The organism is Paraburkholderia sp. BR13444 (assembly GCF_040948755.1).
In the GTDB taxonomy this organism is placed as follows: domain Bacteria; phylum Pseudomonadota; class Gammaproteobacteria; order Burkholderiales; family Burkholderiaceae; genus Paraburkholderia; species Paraburkholderia youngii.
The window spans coordinates 40,747-55,866 of record NZ_JBFPKM010000022.1 but is presented as its reverse complement, the minus strand read 5'-3'; the positions used below and the strand labels follow the sequence as shown (position 1 = coordinate 55,866).

Genomic DNA, 15,120 nt, shown 5'->3' with positions numbered 1-15,120 from the left:
TTGTCTATACAACATCGCACTCGTTGCATCCCTCCTGGAGACTTTGATGAAGAAACTTGCCCTTTCCCTCGCCCTCGCACTCGCCGCCACCGGCGCTTTCGCCAAAGATTGGTCCACAGTCCGCTTCGGCGTGGATGCGAGCTATGCGCCGTTCGAATCGAAAGCGACCGATGGCAAGCTGGTCGGCTTCGACGTCGATCTCGGCACCGAAATCTGCCGTCGTCTGAATGCGAAGTGCGTGTGGGTCGAGCAGGACTTCGACAGCATGATTCCGGCACTGAAGGCGAAGAAGTTCGACGGCGTGCTGTCGTCGATGTCGATGACGCCGAAACGTGCTGAACAGATCGCTTTCTCGTCGAAGCTGTTCAATACGCCGACGCGCCTCGTCGCGAAGCAGGGCTCGGGCATCGTGCCGACCGCTGAATCGCTGAAGGGCAAGACGGTGGGCGTCGAACAGGGCACGATCCAGGAAACCTACGCCAAGACCTATTGGGAGGCGAAGGGCGTAAAGGTCGTGCCGTACCAGAACCAGGACGCGGTCTACACCGACCTGCAGTCGGGCCGTCTGGACGCAGCGTTGCAAGACGCGGTGCAGGCTGACCAGGGCTTCCTGAAGACGCCGCGCGGCGCGGGCTTCGCCTTCGTCGGGCAGAACATCGACGATCCGAAGATCCTCGGCAACGGCGCGGGCATCGGCATGCGCAAGGAAGACGAGGATCTGAAGATCAAGGTCGACAAGGCGATCGCCGACATGATCAAGGACGGCACGTACAAGAAGATCGAGCAGAAGTACTTCGACTTCGACGTGTACGGCGGCTAAGCCCGCGCGCAACACCTCGGGCCCGCTTTACCCGATCGCCAGGCCCCGCGCGCATGCGCGCGGGTCGCTCCTTCAACAAGGACACTCCCATGCTGTTTCAAGGCTTCGGTCCGCTGCTCCTCGCGGGCACGTGGGTAACCATCAAACTCGCGGTGCTGTCGCTCGCGGCGTCGTTCGCGCTGGGACTTCTCGGCGCCGCCGCGAAGCTGTCGACCAATCGCGTGCTTTCGCGCATCGGCACGATGTACACGACGCTGATCCGCGCCGTGCCCGACCTCGTGCTGATGCTGTTGCTGTTCTACAGCATCCAGATCTGGCTCAATGAGCTGACCGACATGTTCAGCATGGAGCAGATCGACATCGATCCGTTTCTCGCCGGCGTGATCACGCTGGGCTTCATTTACGGCGCGTACTTCACCGAAACCTTCCGCGGCGCGTTTCTGTCGGTGCCGCGCGGGCAGATCGAAGCGGGCTTCGCGTACGGCATGAGCGCGCGGCGCGTGTTCACCCGCATTCTGTTCCCGCAGATGATGCGCTTCGCGCTGCCCGGCATAGGCAACAACTGGCAGGTGCTCGTGAAGGCCACCGCGCTCGTGTCGATCATCGGTCTCGCGGACGTCGTGAAGGCATCGCAGGACGCCGGCAAGAGCACCCAGTCGTTCTTCTTCTTCACGCTGGCGACCGGAGCCATCTACCTCGCCATCACCACCATTTCGAATCTGGTATTGATCCGCCTCGAGAAGCGCTACTCGATCGGCGTACGGAGGGCCGCGCTGTGATCGAACTGATTCGTCAATACTGGCAGAACTACATTTTCACGGACGGCTTCAACTACACCGGCCTCGTCATCACGCTGTGGTTGCTGGTTGCATCGATCTTGCTCGGTTTCGTGCTGGCCGTGCCGCTCGCGATCGCCCGCGCGTCGCGCAACCGTTACATCTGCGGGCCCGTCTGGCTTTTCACCTACGTGTTTCGCGGCACGCCGTTGTACGTTCAACTGCTGCTGATCTACACGGGGCTCTACAGTCTGCATTTCGTTCATTCGCACGCGATGCTCGACAGCTTCTTTCGCAATGCGATGAACTGCACGCTGCTCGCGTTCGCGCTGAACGAATGCGCGTACGCCACCGAGATCTTCGCGGGCGCGATCCGCGAGACCTCGCACGGTGAGATCGAGGCGGCCCAGGCTTACGGCATGTCGAAGTTCAAGCTGTATACGCGCATCATCCTGCCGTCGGCGCTGCGCCGGGCCCTGCCCTCGTACAGCAACGAGGTGATTCTGATGCTGCACGCGACCACGCTCGCGTTCACGGCGACCGTCCCCGACATTCTGAAAGTGGCGCGCGACGTCAACTCCGCGACCTACGCGACGTTCCAGGCGTACAGCATCGCGGCGATCCTGTATGCGGCGATCGTGTTCGCGCTGATCTGGGGCTTCCGCAAGATGGAAATCCGTTTGCTGGCTTATCTGAAACCGCAAGGGCACTAAAGCGCATTCGCGCCATGATGGAGCATACGAGCATGTACAAGCTGACAGTCGACGACCTGCACAAGAAGTTCGGCGACAACGAGGTATTGAAGGGCGTCTCGCTGAAGGCGAAGGCGGGCGACGTGATTAGCCTCATCGGGTCGAGCGGCTCCGGGAAAAGCACCTTCCTGCGGTGCATCAACTTTCTCGAATCGCCGTGCTCCGGGCGCATTACGCTCAACGGCGAGGAGATCAACACGAGCAGGGATCGCAACGGCTCGCGACGCGTGACCCATCCGAAGCAGTTGCAAACGATGCGCACGCGTCTCGCGATGGTGTTCCAGCATTTCAACTTGTGGGCGCATATGACGGTGCTCGAGAACATCATCGAGGCGCCGATCAGCGTGCTGGGATTGAGCCGCGGCGAAGCCGAGGAACGCGCTCGCAAGTATCTGACCAAGGTCGGTTTGCCGGCCAGCACGGAGAAAAAATATCCGTCGCATCTGTCGGGCGGTCAGCAGCAGCGCGTCGCGATTGCTCGCGCGCTCGCGATGGAGCCGGAAGTGATGCTGTTCGACGAACCGACTTCGGCGCTCGATCCCGAGCTCGTCGGCGAAGTGCTGCGGGTGATGCAGGCGCTTGCCGAAGAAGGCCGCACGATGATCGTCGTCACGCACGAGATGGGCTTTGCGCGCAACGTGTCGAATCATGTCGTGTTCCTGCACAAGGGCAAGATCGAGGAGCAAGGGCATCCGCATCAGGTGCTGACGAATCCGCGTAGCGAGCGGTTGCAGCAGTTTCTGGCGGGGCGGTTGAAGTAGCGGCGGCAGGGTATGGCGCGTGATTCAGTCTCGTGCCTTAGCCCGAATCATCCGCAGAACGACTGCGCCACTCACCAGGTTGCCCCCGCGTAGGAGAACTCGCGCAATCGCGCGTCGAGCGTGATCAGCGTGCCGCCAAGCGCCATCGCCGTGGATGCGATCAGCCGCTGATGCGACGTGAGCGTGGTGGGCAGCGCCGCGGCCTGGACGGCGATCGCCATATCGACCGGCACCACGCGCAGGCCCTCGACCGACGCCAAGGTCGACAACCAGCGCCGTGTATCGACACACAGTTTGAGCCGGCCATCCTCGACGTATTCCGCTACCTCGAGGACGCTAATCATCGAAATGGCGATTTCGCCCCACCCGCATACTCGAAAAGGAGTTACCGATATCGGAAGCGCCTGTTACCGCGTCACAGCCAGCGCGCGACAATACGTTGGTATGACTGATGATCAGGGGCGCACCGACGTAACTTGTTGTCCGCAATGGGCGGGTGACCGAGGCTTGGTGAAAAGCCTGTCCAGGCGCAGCGCCCCTCCCGCAGGACTTTATCCGGGGTTTTTTAGGATGGCTTCTTGTTGCACAATCGGGCCTCCTTCATTGGCTGTAAGGTACGATGACTTCACTTTCCCTCGGTTCTTTCCATGAGGTCCGTGAAAGGCGGCACCGGACATTTCTTCTCAATCAGTCTTTACAGATCGTTCAACCTTTACATCGAATCTAACTGGTTGTTTGACGTCGACCGGTGGTTCCATTTTGCATTGCCGGCGAGCGTGCCCCGCGAGTCGCACGACGACATTGTGCAGGGCATGGACGAAGCGCGCGCAGCGTGGCTGCGATATAGCCCATCCATGCTGCTGTCACTCCAGTCGTACGAGTTGCGCGATATGCTCGGCCGGAGTCACAACCGCTTTCATATGTACAGGATGAAAGACCATGAGGTTGCCAAAGCCCTGTACAACGAAGTGAAGGACGGTAGTCTGATCTTCGTCCCTGAGCGGGACGAGATACGCAAGTGCGTGCAGGCGATACGAGAGCAGCGGGAAGATGCTTCCCGGTCAGACTCTGAGCGCACTCGGCTACCGAACGACGCGGACATGCTAAGGTCGATCGACGGAAAAATCCCGCGCGCGCCGCACAATCTTGGCAACGCAAAGCCTTTCGGGTATACAAGGGACGCGCTAAGCGACGACGTGCAAAAGATTTCTGCGCGCGGAGTGAGTGAATTTCACGAGACCGAATGCTTCGCGGAGTACGAGCGAAATCTTGACGAATGCAATCTCTACAAGCGAATGACGAACGCTGCCTATACTTTCATCACATGCAAGCAAAACGCTTTCACACTCTATAACCAGTGCCGAGGATACTAAGCATGGTCGCCCCAAAATCGTTTGTTGTTTCCTATAACCCGGAATTGCAGCAATTCGAAGTATTCTCGGTGAAGGATGAGGACCTTGCCCCGCTAAGGAGCAAAAATGTTGTCGCACCGTGGCGCCTCGAAGACATTCCCGGCGAGGAATTGACAGAGAACATCGCAAGCCGACTCGGAGCGACAGCACTCGGCATCCTCTCGATATATCACGCCGAAGTGAAACAACGTTTGCGCGTAAAGCCGGATCAGTTCCCGTTTCCCTAAGCCGTTCGCCTAATAGCGCCTATTCTGACGTGGGAACGAAAGACCGTGCAGTTATCAATTTTTATGACGATGCAACACAAACGGTGAAGACTTGTGTTGTTCTTCGCGACCGGGTGCAAAGTGCAATGGATAGAGTTGTAGTACATGCCACCGAGCCGGAAAATCCTGGTGCGCCAGGAACAGATGAGCACGCCAGGTTTCTCGGTGGAACGTCACTTCTCATTATCGAGCGAAGTCGCACCGACTACGGATTCAACACCACCCACCCGTCCCCATCGACCGCAATCTTCACCGCATCGAGGCTCGCCCCCGCGCACGGCCCCTCGATACAGCGCCCATCTTCGAAGCGAAACAACGCGCTGTGATGCGCGCACATCAACACCTGCGATCGATAGCACAGCACATAGCCGGGCTCGAAATCGAGCGGCACAGAAAAATGCGGACAGCGGTTCGCGTAAGCCCACACCTGCTCGCCCCGCCGCACCACCACGACAGGCACGCCGGCGGCCGTTGCATCGACGACCCGCGCGCCGCCATCGGGCACGTCGGCGAGCGGACATAGCGGCGTTTCGTTCATCGCTCAGACTCTCCGTTCCGGGTTGCCGAGGCTCCAGTCCCACGGGCGAATCTCCACGCAATCGAACAATCCCGCCTGCATGTACGGATCGTTGCTGACGAACTCCATCACGTCGTCGATACGCTCCGCTTCGACGACCAGCAACGTGCCATTCATCGCATCGCATTGCGGCGCGAGCGTCGGACCACCAAGGCGCACGAGCACGCCGCGATGGGTACCGCCGCGCAGCCACGTGCGATGCACCGGACGCACCCGTTCGCGCACTTCGCGCATGCCGGGCTTGTCGGTCGCGAATACCGCGAAAAAACGTGCCATCGCCATCAGCTCCGATCGAGGATGAAGTCGTAGCGCGCTTCGCGGAACGGTCCATCGAAACCGAAGCGGCGCGCGAGTTCGTGATCCGCGGAGCACTCGCGGTAATCGACCATCAGCGACGGCTTCACGCCAAACACCGCGTCCGAACCCAGATAAGGGTCTTCGCGGTCGAACACATGCGTGACGAGCGTACGATGCCCCGGCGCGTCGATCATGAAGTGCAGATGCGCGGGTCGCCACGGATGCCGTCCGGTCGCTTCGAGCATGCGGCCGACCGGGCCGTCGGTCGGAATCGGATAGCTGACCGGCACGATCGTCGAAATCGCGTAGCGGCCTTCGGCGTCGGTACGAAAACGTCCACGCAGATTGCCGTGCGGCTGCTCGGTGTCCTGCCCCGAGTACATGCCGTTCCCGGCGGTCTGCCAGACGTCGAGCACCGCGTTGGCAAGCGGCTCGCCGTCCGTCGACAGCACGCGTCCATGCACGAGCGCGGGTGTGCCGGGCGTGAACGCGATGTTCTCGCCATACGCGCGCTCGGGCATGCCGCGAATGTAGAACGGGCCAAATACAGTAGTGTCGGTGGCGCCCGTCGCCAGACGATGGTTGATCGCGTCGACCAGCATCGATACGCCGAGCGTATCCGACAGCAGGATGAATTCCTGGCGCACGAGGTCGTCGCACATCTTGCCGGTGTCGGTCAGAAAGCGAATGGCCGACATCCATTCGGCCTCGGTCGGCTCGACTTCGCGCACGAACGCATGCATGTGCCGCACGAGGCTTTGCATCAGCGTGCGCAGCCGATCGTCGGGTGTCCCGGCGAAGCTTGCTACCACCTGCTCGGTCAGGGCCTGCTCGGCCTCTTTGCTGTCTGTCGACATGTCTTCCTCCATCGATTGATCTGGCGGCGCCGCGTTGCCCGGCGCTCAGACGGGTTCGGCACCCTGCCACGCCCGTTGCAGCAGCGCGCGGATCGCATCGCGTTCCACGGGACGCGGGTTCGCATACGGATTCTTGCACGCGAGATCGGCCGCTTCGTCGAGTCCCTGCTCGGGCATGCCGATCTGCGCGAGCGCCAGCGGAACGCCGAGCGCGCGATTCAGTTCGAACAGCAGCGGACCCGCGTCGGCCTCGCGCTTGCCGCCGAGCGCGCGCGCGACGCGCGCGAGCGCATCGGGCGCGGCGCCGTGGTTGTAGTGTGCCGTATGCGGCAGCATCGCCGCATGGGTTTGCGCATGCGGCAGGTTGAACGTGCCACCCAGCGTATGACAAAGCTTGTGATGCAGGGCCATGCCGACCGCGCCCAGACAGGTGCCCGCGAGCCACGCGCCGTACAGCGCGCTGCTCCGCGCGGCGGCATCGTCCGGTGCGCGCACGATCGTGGGCAGCGCTTCGCCGAGCGCGCGGATTGCTTCCTCGGCCATCAGGCTGATCACCGGATTCGCGTCCTCGGCATACAGCGCTTCGACCGCGTGCGCCATCGCGTTGATGCCCGACGCGGCGGAAATGCCCGCCGGCAACGACAAAGTCAGCGACGGATCGTAGATCACCGTGCGCGGCAGCACGCGCATATCGCGGCCCGTGCGCTTCAGACGCCCTTCGGTGAGCCCGTAGATCGGCGTCATCTCGGAGCCCGCATAGGTGGTGGGCACGGCGATGATCGGCAGCGACGATTCGAGCGCGATCGCCTTGCCGAGGCCGACCGTCGAACCACCGCCCACCGCGACGCAGCAGTCGGCATCGAGCGCGGCGGCCGCATCGCGCGCCGCGCGAGCGACTTCGATCGGCACGTGCATCACGGCTTGCGCATGCACACCCGCCGCGCGCTTGCCGAGCACCTCCGCGACCCGCTCGGCCAGCGCGTGCTGCTCGGGAGTCGCCAGGATCAGCGCGCGCCTGGCCCCTAGCCGCTCGACCTCCGCCGGCAGCGTCGCGAGCCCGCCCCATTCGAACACCACACGCGACGGCGTGCCCTGATAGACGAAGCGCTCCATGCGGCCCTCAGCGTTTGAAATGCGGCGGCACGTTGCCGTCGACGTTGACCCACACCGAGCGCGCTTCCGTGTAGTCGTGCATCGCCTCGAAGCCCATCTCGCGGCCATAGCCCGACTGTCCGACGCCGCCGAACGGGCTGCCCGGATTGACGCGCTTGTAGCAGTTGACCCAGCACATGCCCGCATGGATTCTCGCGGCCATCGAATGCGCGCGCGACAGATCGCGCGTCCACAGCCCGCTGCCGAGTCCGTAGTCGGTGCCGTTGGCGATCGCGAGCGCTTCGTCGTCGGTACGGAAACGCAGCACCGTGACGAACGGGCCGAACACTTCGTCCTGCGCGACGCGATCGTTCGGACTCGCAGCTTCGACGACGGTCGGGCGCACGTAGTAGCCGTTCGCAAGTGACGCGTCGCTCGGCGCGCTGCCACCGGTCAGTACGCGACCGCCCTGCTGACGCGCGATGTCGACGAACGCGAGCACCCGTTCCTGATGCTGCTTCGACGTGAGCGGCCCCATCTCGGTGTCGGCAATGAGCGGATCGCCGAGCCGGATCGACGACGCCAGCGACACGAAGCGTTCGAGGAACCGATCGGCGATGCGCTCGTGCAGGATCAGCCGGGAGCCCGCGATGCACGCCTGGCCCTGGTTGTGGAAGATCGCCCACGCGGCGCCGTTGATCGCGGCGTCGAGGTTCGCGTCGTCGAACACGATGTTCGCGCCCTTGCCGCCGAGTTCGAGCTGCACACGCTTCAGGTTGCCCTGCGAGGCCTCGACGATGCGCCGCCCGGTCGCAGTCGATCCGGTGAACGCGATCTTGCCGACACCCGGATGCTCAGCGAGCCGCTGCCCCGCCGTATGACCATAGCCCGCGACGATGTTGACGACGCCCTCGGGAAAACCGACCTCGGCCATCAGCTCGACGATGCGCAGCGTGGACAGCGGCGTGATCTCCGACGGCTTCAGCACGACCGTGTTGCCGGCCGCGAGCGCCGGACCCATCTTCCAGCTCGTGAACATCAGCGGGAAATTCCACGGCACGATCTGTCCGACCACGCCGATCGGCGCGCGCTGCACGTAGTTCAGAAAGCCCGCTTCGACCGGAATCACCGAGCCTTGCAGCTTGTCGGCCATGCCGCCGAAGTAGCGAAAGCATGCCGCCGTGCGCGGCACGTCGAGGGAGCGCGAATCGCGGATCGGGTGGCCGGTGTCGAGCGATTCGAGTTGCGCGAGTTCTTCCGCGTTGGCCTCGATCGCGTCGGCGAGCTTAAGCAGCAGCCGACCGCGTTCGGCGGCGGGCAGCGCGGCCCATTTCGGGAACGCGCGCGCGGCGGCATCGACAGCCAGATCGACATCGGCGGCGGTGGCCGCGGCGATCTGTGTGATCAGCGAGCCGTCGTGCGGATTGAGCACGTCGATCGTGCCGCCTTCGACGGCGTCCGTGAAACGGCCGTCGATGAACAGTTGGGTTTGCATGAATGGTCCTCGGTGAATGCGGGCGCGGGGCTCTTGAATCGAACCTTCAGAAATCGACGGGGTACGGCTTCAGCTCGCCGCTTTCGTAACGCTTCGGCAAATTCGGCGTCGCGTTCTCCCATACGAGCAGCATCGAGCGCTTGGTCGAATAACCCTGATGGCGGATATCGGCCGGCATCGCGCAGATGTCGCCCGCACGCATCGTGATGCGCGCGCGCGGCGCGCCGGTGTTCTTGTCGCCGATGTCCCAGACGATCTCATCGGACAGTTGCAGGAACCACTCGACGCGATCGTTGCCGTGAAACACCGGCAGGATGTATTCCTCGGTGGTCGGGCAGAACAGGCTCTGGCCGCACACCGACGTGACCGACGGATTCCAGGTAACGTCCGAGCGCGATAGATACTTGAACAGGTTGAACGCGTGCAGCTGGCCCTCGAAGCCGGGCTCGACATGCACCTCCGGATCGTCCTGCGTGACGTCGGCGAACGCGCGGTTCACCGGCAGATCGTCGCGCAGCGGCGAGTCGCCTTCGAGGCCCGGCATGCGGCGCGTCGCGATGCGCGTGCGCTCGATCGCGGCATCGTTGTCGCCATGCTTGCGGCCGAACGCGGTGCCGGTTTCCTCGGGTGCCGCGAACGGGTCGAAGCCTTCGTTGGTCCAGTCGTGCAGGATCGCCTTGAAGGTCGCCATGATCGTCGGCGTCTCGAAGGTCTCCATGTAATCGACACCCGCGTCCTTCATGATGCCGTTGAACGAACCCGCATACACGTCGACCTTGCCGTGGTGATTGCGCGTGCCGAACACCTGGTCGAAATTAACCCAGCCGTAGAAGAAGCCCCATGCGACGTCGCGCATCATCGCGCGCAGGAACGCATCGGCCGGCACCGCGTGGGTGCGGGTCTGGCCTTTCGCGGGCCAGTTGATCTTGACGAAGTACTCGTCGCGCAGGAATTCGAACGCGCCGAGCGTAAAGCGGCGATAGCCGGTGACCGCGTCGGGTTCGCTGGCGCGCACGGTGTCGGCGGCGAAGCCGGCCGGGTGATCGAGAGTTTCGAGGGATGCCATGTTTTGTCTCCTATGTCGACCAGAGTTGGCGCTTTAGCGCTTACTCTGGTCCCATGCAACGTAGTTGCGGGGTGGGTGCATGTTCTGCGTATCAGTGCAGGCAGATGTCGGCCCACTTCTCCACCGACAGTTCGCCGAGCATCGTTTGCACGAGCGCGACGCCGGGTTTCTGCGCGGTGAAGCGATATGCGCAGCCGGCCGGCAGCAATGCCTGATGTCCGCGACGCAGCACCACGTAACCCATCGTGCGGCCGGCGGGTTGCGCGCCCGCTGCGATGGTGCCCGTGCCGCTCCTCGGCGGGTTGTCGAGCTTGATGAAATCGATGCGTACTTCGCCGTCCATCAGGATCGCGAACTCGTCGTGCGCGCAGGCGAACCATTGCGATTGGCCTTCGGTGCGCAGCGCCTCGATCACGTAGTCGAGGTTCTTGCCGACCACGACCTTCTCGTAGGGCGCCGACCCGGAAGCGACTTCGAAGATGTTGGAAAACACGTAATGGCGCGCTTCGCCGCTCGTGATTTCGATTTCGCCTTTGCGGTAGCCGTCGAGCGAGCCAAAGACGGTGTGGAATGACGACTCGGTCATTGCTGTCTCCTAGTTGGAAGCGGGTGTCGTTTGATTCAACTTTAGAAGCGCAACAGGATGGCAACAACCGGCGATCGGGCGATTACAGCATTCGGACTTTGCAAATAATCGCCGCGTGAATAGCCTTACGTCACCCAGCCACGCTCGATCAGCGGCCGGTCCCACGCGGGCTCGGGACCCAGGTACTCGGCCAGGAACTCGACCAGCGCTTTCACCTTGAGCGCCTGTCGTTGGGTCGCCGGATACACGGCCGCGAAGTTCAGCGGCGACAGCGTGTAGCCGGTCAGAATCGGCACCAGCGAACCATCGAGCAGCGCGGCGCTCGCGACCAGCGTCGGCAGACAGACGACGCCGCCGCCAGTCAGCGCATAGTCGCGCAGCAGATGCACCGAGTTCGAACGGATCATGCCCGGCAGCTCCATTTCGACCACCTCGTCGCCGTGCGTCATGGTCCAGCGATTGCGCGACGGGTAGCCCGAATAAAGCGCGGTGGTGTGTTGCAGCAACTCGCGCGGATGCTGCGGCGCGCCATGCTCCTTCACATACGCGGGCGTCGCGCAGAACAGACGCCGCACTTTGAACAGCCGTCGCTCGATCAGCGATTCGGCGATCGGCGGAAAGATCTGGAAAGCGACGTCGAAGCCCTCTTCGATCGGATCGACCACCCGGTCGTTGACGATCACATCGAGCTGGATGCCGGGATAGCGTCGGTTGAATTCCGCAAGCGGCGCGCCGAAGTGGCCGAGCGCGAAACCCGGCAGCATCTGGATGCGCAAGCGGCCGGTCGGTGTCGCGCGCAATTCGCGCATCTGGTCGGTCAGTTCGTTGACACGCCCGACCACCTCTGCGCATTCGCGATAGAACGCCTCGCCCACTTCGGACAGGCGTACGACCCGGGTGCTGCGATGAAAGAGCGGCGCGTTGACGAACTTCTCCAGCTGCTGGATGCGCGTCGTGATCACCGAACTCGTCACGCCCAACTGCCGCGCCGCTTCGGCGAAGCTGCTCGTCTCGGCCACGCGTACGAAGGCCTCGATGCTCAGAAAACGATCCATGCTGGGTCCTTGTCCACTCGTCCAGCCTATCAGTGTATCCGGGCTGGGGCGCGTGAACGCGCCGCCCGGTCGGCGACAACGGCCTCGTTGTCGAGCGCTGCGCCGACCGGTTGCAGCGCATCATTCCGGTTGCTCGCTGGCCGGCAGGTCGAGCGACGGCGCAAGCCGCTGACGACGCACTCGGGCCGGCGCGGTTTCCTCGAGCAGCAGGCTCACGCCGATACCGAGCAGGACCGCGCAGATCGGCAGCCACAGGATGTTCTGAATGCCGAAGTGCGTCGCGACGAAGCCCGCCAATGCCGGCGCAATGCCGCCACCAAAAATCTCGCCCGCGCCGACGACGATGCCGATCGACGTCGAGATCATGCCGATCGGCGCAGCTTCGGTCGCAACCGGACCGGACAGCAGCGACACGAGTCCGAGCGTGAAGAACGACGCGACGAACAGCACCGCGAACAGCTGCACCGGCTGCGCACCGAGTCCGCGGAACAGGTACAGCATCACGGCGGTGCCGGCGAAGCCGACGATGCTTGCCACGCGCCGCCCGGTCAGATCCGACAGCCCCGGCAAACCGAACTGTCCGATAAAGCCGCCAAAGCCGATCGCCGAGACGACGACGCCCATGCGCTGCGTGTCGAGCGACAAATACTCGGTCAGGTACAGCGGCAGCATCGCGCCGAGCACGAACACGCCGGTCATCGCGCAGAAAAGCGCGGCCATCGCGATCGGGATGTTGCGGCTCTTCAGCACGTCGCGCCAATTGCCGCGTTCGGCCGGGCAGGCGGGCCGCTTTGGCGTAGCTTGCGGCGCGGCTTTCGGTTCGCGAATCACGAAGAACATCAGCACGCCGAGAATCAGCCCGGGCACCGACACCAGCGCGAACACCCAGCGCCACGTGACCACGCTGAGCAGCTGCGTCGCGATGATCGGCGACAGCGCGAGGCCGAACAGCGCGAAGCCGCTTTGCTGCAGGCCCAGATTGAAACCGCGGCGCTTCGGATGCGACGCATCGGCGGTCGCGGCGAAGCTGGTCGGGCAGAACGAGCCTTCGGCGACGCCCATCAATGCGCGCACCGCGAGCAGGCTCATCAGGCCGCCGGCAAGTCCGGAGAAACCGGACAGCAGCGAAAACGCCAGAATCGCCGGGATCAGCACCTTGCGGCGCCCGATCTTGTCGGAGATGCCGCCCATCAGCGCCGCGAAAATGCCCCAAGACAAGCCGAGGATGCCGATGCAGTTGCCGACGTCCTGCGCGGTCAGATGCAGGTCCTTCATGATGGCCGGAAAGAGCGGCGCGATCAGCCAGCGGTCGAGTCCCACGAGGCCGAAGCCGAGGGCCAGCAGCACGACGGCCTTCCATTCGTAGGCCACGTCCCAGTCGTTCGATTTCATCTGTGTCTCCATGTCTCCGTAGTCCGGCCGCATGGCGCGCGCACGGCATTCGCTTGCGCCGCGGCGCGCCGCCGGGTTCGTCGAATTCAGCAACGGGTGTCGTGCCGCGCTTCGTCGATGCGGCAGCGACGCGGCCAAGATTGGCCCAAGTGCGGCGGCTCAGGTACGGGACAAGCGGCGAATGCGGTATTCGTGAATCGCAAATAATCGCGAGGGATAGCGCGGCGGCGAGCGTGGGCAAGGCTTGGCGGTATGCGGATGGGGTGAATTGGATGCGCGTGGAGGCACCCCAGGACAAGCCCGGGTAGACGCGCGGATGTGCCGCGGGCGGGGAGGGGGCGCGGGCAAGCCGTTGCGGCGCGCTCGCGCGTGGCCGCGACATTCCGGACATACGCGCCCGATATACTCCCCTCACCTTTGAACGTCTTTCAGCCACGGGCGGTCATTCGGATCATGAAAGCAACGGACCTCGAACAACGCATCCTCAAGCAGTCGCTGCTTTGCACCGTGATGATCGCCGGACTCGGCATCGCGGTCGGGATTCTGAGCGGCTCGCTGGCGATCATCTTCGACGGCATGTTCTCCGCGCTCGACGCCGCGATGTGCAGCCTGTCGTTGCTCGTCACCCGCCTGCTTCAACAGGAGAGCAGTCGACGCTTCCAGCACGGCTTCTGGCACATCGAGCCGCTCGTGCTCGTGTTCAACGGCAGTCTGCTGGCGGTGCTGTGCTTTTACGCTTTCATCAACGCGGTCAAAGGCCTGCTCGACGGCGGCCGCGAACTCGAATTCGGCTGGGGGGTCTTCTACGCCGTGGTGGTCGCCGCGTTTTGCTTCTTCATGTTCTGGCGCGAACGGCGCGTGAATCGCGTGATCGACTCCGAACTGCTCGGCCTCGACATCAAGAGCTGGCTGATGTCGGCGTGCATCAGCTCGGCGCTGCTGCTGGCGTTTTCGATTGCATGGCTGCTCGAACGCATCGGGCAAGGCCACCTGACGCCGTACATCGACCCCGGCGTGCTGGCCCTGCTAACTCTCGTGCTGATCCCGATGCCGATCGGAACCGTGATCGGCGCGGTCAAGGAAGTGTTGCTGATCACGCCGCCGGATCTGGAGCGCGAGTTGCGCGACCTGATGCAACAACTGACCGCCGACTATGGCTTCGTCAAGCACTCGCACTACGCGACACGCGTCGGCCGAGGCCTGTTCGTCGAGGTGCATATCGTGTTGCCCGAGGCGATGGAGCACGCCGGCGTGCGCCAGCTCGATCATATCCGCGAAAGAATCTCGCGCGCGATCGGTGAGTCGGGCCCGGACCGCTGGTTGACCGTCGCGTTTACGCGCGACCCGCGCTGGTTGTAACGACGCGTTGCGGGCGTGCGTTGCCATTCCCGTTTCCAACATGCGCAGGCGATCAATAACGAACAGGGAATCGGTGTGTGTCGCGGCTAGTCACCGAACGGATTGCCGGTGTCCTCGACTTCGGTACTGAGGTTGTATTCCGCACGCATGGCCTTCAGTACACCCTCGATGTCGCGCTCGAAGCCAATCGCATTGCCGAAGTGGGTCATGTTCCAGTTGCAGCCAGTCTTGTCAGCCTCTTGCAGTTGCGGCCGCGGCACGCGAATCTTCACGCCATCATCGACGATTTCCGGCAGTCGATGAATTCTCCGATTGACCTCCTGCTGAAGCTGCGAGGCATTAAGCGTCTTGCGTATCATCCTGGGTCTCCTTCCGGTTGCTCGAGCCAGTCTAGCGCAAGCGAGGCGGTTCGCGACCCGGGCGCTGAAATGCAAGAAGCGCCGACGCGCGCGCGAGTCTGGCGGCTTTAGACGACGCTAGTTGTGCGCCGCACCACAAATCCGTCTATTTTCGCTGTCGCCCGCCTGAATTGTTTCCCCGATAGCCAGACATGCGGA

General features: G+C 63.2%; 18 protein-coding genes. 7 read left to right on the top strand and 11 right to left on the bottom strand.

The window, feature by feature from the left end:
- The first annotated feature begins 46 nt into the window (after window positions 1-46).
- From AB3X95_RS35820 to AB3X95_RS35805, 4 genes are all read left to right on the top strand, one after another.
- Window positions 47-820, top strand: coding sequence for an ABC transporter substrate-binding protein (locus AB3X95_RS35820; RefSeq protein ID WP_176121448.1), 774 nt, complete (start codon window positions 47-49; stop codon window positions 818-820).
- A gap of 89 nt (window positions 821-909) precedes the next feature.
- Window positions 910-1,599: an ABC transporter permease gene (locus AB3X95_RS35815; protein WP_018434772.1), complete on the top strand. Its 690-nt coding sequence runs from the start codon at window positions 910-912 to the stop codon at window positions 1,597-1,599.
- Entirely contained in the window at window positions 1,596-2,309 is a 714-nt protein-coding gene (locus AB3X95_RS35810) for an ABC transporter permease (protein ID WP_176121449.1), read from the top strand. The genes AB3X95_RS35815 and AB3X95_RS35810 overlap by 4 nt, the downstream gene beginning before the upstream one ends.
- A 32-nt stretch (window positions 2,310-2,341) precedes the next feature.
- The gene (locus tag AB3X95_RS35805; protein ID WP_368623733.1) at window positions 2,342-3,109 is read left to right on the top strand and encodes an ABC transporter ATP-binding protein; all 768 of its coding nucleotides are present in this window, start codon (window positions 2,342-2,344) and stop codon (window positions 3,107-3,109) included.
- Window positions 3,110-3,180: 71 nt separating this feature from the next.
- Here AB3X95_RS35805 and AB3X95_RS35800 read toward each other — a convergent pair whose 3' ends face one another.
- Entirely contained in the window at window positions 3,181-3,459 is a 279-nt protein-coding gene (locus AB3X95_RS35800) for a PIN domain-containing protein (RefSeq protein WP_368623771.1), read from the bottom strand.
- Between the two features lie 306 nt (window positions 3,460-3,765).
- On the opposite strand from AB3X95_RS35800, the gene AB3X95_RS35795 reads away from it, so the two are divergent.
- Complete coding sequence (locus AB3X95_RS35795; protein ID WP_368623732.1) at window positions 3,766-4,482, top strand: hypothetical protein; 717 nt, start codon at window positions 3,766-3,768, stop codon at window positions 4,480-4,482.
- 2 nt (window positions 4,483-4,484) lie between these two features.
- Window positions 4,485-4,748: a hypothetical protein gene (locus AB3X95_RS35790; RefSeq protein ID WP_176121455.1), complete on the top strand. Its 264-nt coding sequence runs from the start codon at window positions 4,485-4,487 to the stop codon at window positions 4,746-4,748.
- A 244-nt stretch (window positions 4,749-4,992) separates the two neighbouring features.
- On the opposite strand, the gene AB3X95_RS35785 is transcribed toward AB3X95_RS35790, so the two are convergent.
- From AB3X95_RS35785 to AB3X95_RS35745, 9 genes are all read right to left on the bottom strand, one after another.
- The gene (locus AB3X95_RS35785; protein ID WP_176111487.1) at window positions 4,993-5,325 is read right to left on the bottom strand and encodes a Rieske 2Fe-2S domain-containing protein; all 333 of its coding nucleotides are present in this window, start codon (window positions 5,323-5,325) and stop codon (window positions 4,993-4,995) included.
- Between the two features lie 3 nt (window positions 5,326-5,328).
- Window positions 5,329-5,640, bottom strand: coding sequence for a YciI family protein (locus AB3X95_RS35780; RefSeq protein WP_176111488.1), 312 nt, complete (start codon window positions 5,638-5,640; stop codon window positions 5,329-5,331).
- A gap of 5 nt (window positions 5,641-5,645) precedes the next feature.
- A complete protein-coding gene (locus AB3X95_RS35775) occupies window positions 5,646-6,518 on the bottom strand; it encodes an intradiol ring-cleavage dioxygenase (protein ID WP_368623731.1) in 873 nt (290 codons plus the stop codon).
- Between the two features lie 45 nt (window positions 6,519-6,563).
- Window positions 6,564-7,631 carry a maleylacetate reductase gene (locus tag AB3X95_RS35770; protein WP_368623730.1) on the bottom strand — a complete coding sequence of 356 codons (1,068 nt, stop codon included), beginning with the start codon at window positions 7,629-7,631 and terminating at the stop codon, window positions 6,564-6,566.
- Window positions 7,632-7,638: 7 nt separating this feature from the next.
- On the bottom strand, window positions 7,639-9,105 hold the full coding sequence (locus AB3X95_RS35765) for an aldehyde dehydrogenase family protein (RefSeq protein ID WP_368623729.1): 1,467 nt from the start codon (window positions 9,103-9,105) through the stop codon (window positions 7,639-7,641).
- A 46-nt stretch (window positions 9,106-9,151) separates the two neighbouring features.
- A complete protein-coding gene (locus AB3X95_RS35760; RefSeq protein WP_368623728.1) occupies window positions 9,152-10,171 on the bottom strand; it encodes a hydroxyquinol 1,2-dioxygenase in 1,020 nt (339 codons plus the stop codon).
- A gap of 91 nt (window positions 10,172-10,262) precedes the next feature.
- Window positions 10,263-10,757 (bottom strand): hydroxyquinol 1,2-dioxygenase, encoded by a 495-nt coding sequence (locus AB3X95_RS35755; RefSeq protein WP_176121460.1) that lies wholly within the window; start codon window positions 10,755-10,757, stop codon window positions 10,263-10,265.
- A 125-nt stretch (window positions 10,758-10,882) separates the two neighbouring features.
- Complete coding sequence (locus AB3X95_RS35750) at window positions 10,883-11,812, bottom strand: LysR family transcriptional regulator (RefSeq protein WP_176121461.1); 930 nt, start codon at window positions 11,810-11,812, stop codon at window positions 10,883-10,885.
- A gap of 120 nt (window positions 11,813-11,932) precedes the next feature.
- Complete coding sequence (locus tag AB3X95_RS35745) at window positions 11,933-13,204, bottom strand: MFS transporter (protein ID WP_176378482.1); 1,272 nt, start codon at window positions 13,202-13,204, stop codon at window positions 11,933-11,935.
- A 453-nt stretch (window positions 13,205-13,657) separates the two neighbouring features.
- Here AB3X95_RS35745 and AB3X95_RS35740 point away from each other — a divergent pair, with 453 nt between their 5' ends.
- Window positions 13,658-14,563 (top strand): cation diffusion facilitator family transporter, encoded by a 906-nt coding sequence (locus AB3X95_RS35740; protein WP_176369365.1) that lies wholly within the window; start codon window positions 13,658-13,660, stop codon window positions 14,561-14,563.
- An 86-nt stretch (window positions 14,564-14,649) separates the two neighbouring features.
- Here the strand turns inward: AB3X95_RS35740 and AB3X95_RS35735 are convergent, their stop codons facing one another.
- Entirely contained in the window at window positions 14,650-14,922 is a 273-nt protein-coding gene (locus AB3X95_RS35735; RefSeq protein ID WP_368623727.1) for a hypothetical protein, read from the bottom strand.
- Window positions 14,923-15,120 lie beyond the last annotated feature (198 nt).

Excerpts from the sequence above, each read along its gene's own strand:
- AB3X95_RS35760 (WP_368623728.1), bottom strand. The coding sequence starts at position 10,171 with ATGGCATCCCTCGAAACTCTCGATCACCCGGCCGGCTTCGCCGCCGAC.
- AB3X95_RS35815 (WP_018434772.1), top strand. The coding sequence starts at position 910 with ATGCTGTTTCAAGGCTTCGGTCCGCTGCTCCTCGCGGGCACGTGGGTA.
- AB3X95_RS35785 (WP_176111487.1), bottom strand. The coding sequence starts at position 5,325 with ATGAACGAAACGCCGCTATGTCCGCTCGCCGACGTGCCCGATGGCGGC.
- AB3X95_RS35735 (WP_368623727.1), bottom strand. The coding sequence starts at position 14,922 with ATGATACGCAAGACGCTTAATGCCTCGCAGCTTCAGCAGGAGGTCAAT.
- AB3X95_RS35745 (WP_176378482.1), bottom strand. The coding sequence starts at position 13,204 with ATGAAATCGAACGACTGGGACGTGGCCTACGAATGGAAGGCCGTCGTG.
- AB3X95_RS35755 (WP_176121460.1), bottom strand. The coding sequence starts at position 10,757 with ATGACCGAGTCGTCATTCCACACCGTCTTTGGCTCGCTCGACGGCTAC.
- AB3X95_RS35820 (WP_176121448.1), top strand. The coding sequence starts at position 47 with ATGAAGAAACTTGCCCTTTCCCTCGCCCTCGCACTCGCCGCCACCGGC.
- AB3X95_RS35805 (WP_368623733.1), top strand. The coding sequence starts at position 2,342 with ATGTACAAGCTGACAGTCGACGACCTGCACAAGAAGTTCGGCGACAAC.
- AB3X95_RS35790 (WP_176121455.1), top strand. The coding sequence starts at position 4,485 with ATGGTCGCCCCAAAATCGTTTGTTGTTTCCTATAACCCGGAATTGCAG.
- AB3X95_RS35780 (WP_176111488.1), bottom strand. The coding sequence starts at position 5,640 with ATGGCACGTTTTTTCGCGGTATTCGCGACCGACAAGCCCGGCATGCGC.
- AB3X95_RS35740 (WP_176369365.1), top strand. The coding sequence starts at position 13,658 with ATGAAAGCAACGGACCTCGAACAACGCATCCTCAAGCAGTCGCTGCTT.
- AB3X95_RS35770 (WP_368623730.1), bottom strand. The coding sequence starts at position 7,631 with ATGGAGCGCTTCGTCTATCAGGGCACGCCGTCGCGTGTGGTGTTCGAA.
- AB3X95_RS35775 (WP_368623731.1), bottom strand. The coding sequence starts at position 6,518 with ATGTCGACAGACAGCAAAGAGGCCGAGCAGGCCCTGACCGAGCAGGTG.
- AB3X95_RS35765 (WP_368623729.1), bottom strand. The coding sequence starts at position 9,105 with ATGCAAACCCAACTGTTCATCGACGGCCGTTTCACGGACGCCGTCGAA.
- AB3X95_RS35750 (WP_176121461.1), bottom strand. The coding sequence starts at position 11,812 with ATGGATCGTTTTCTGAGCATCGAGGCCTTCGTACGCGTGGCCGAGACG.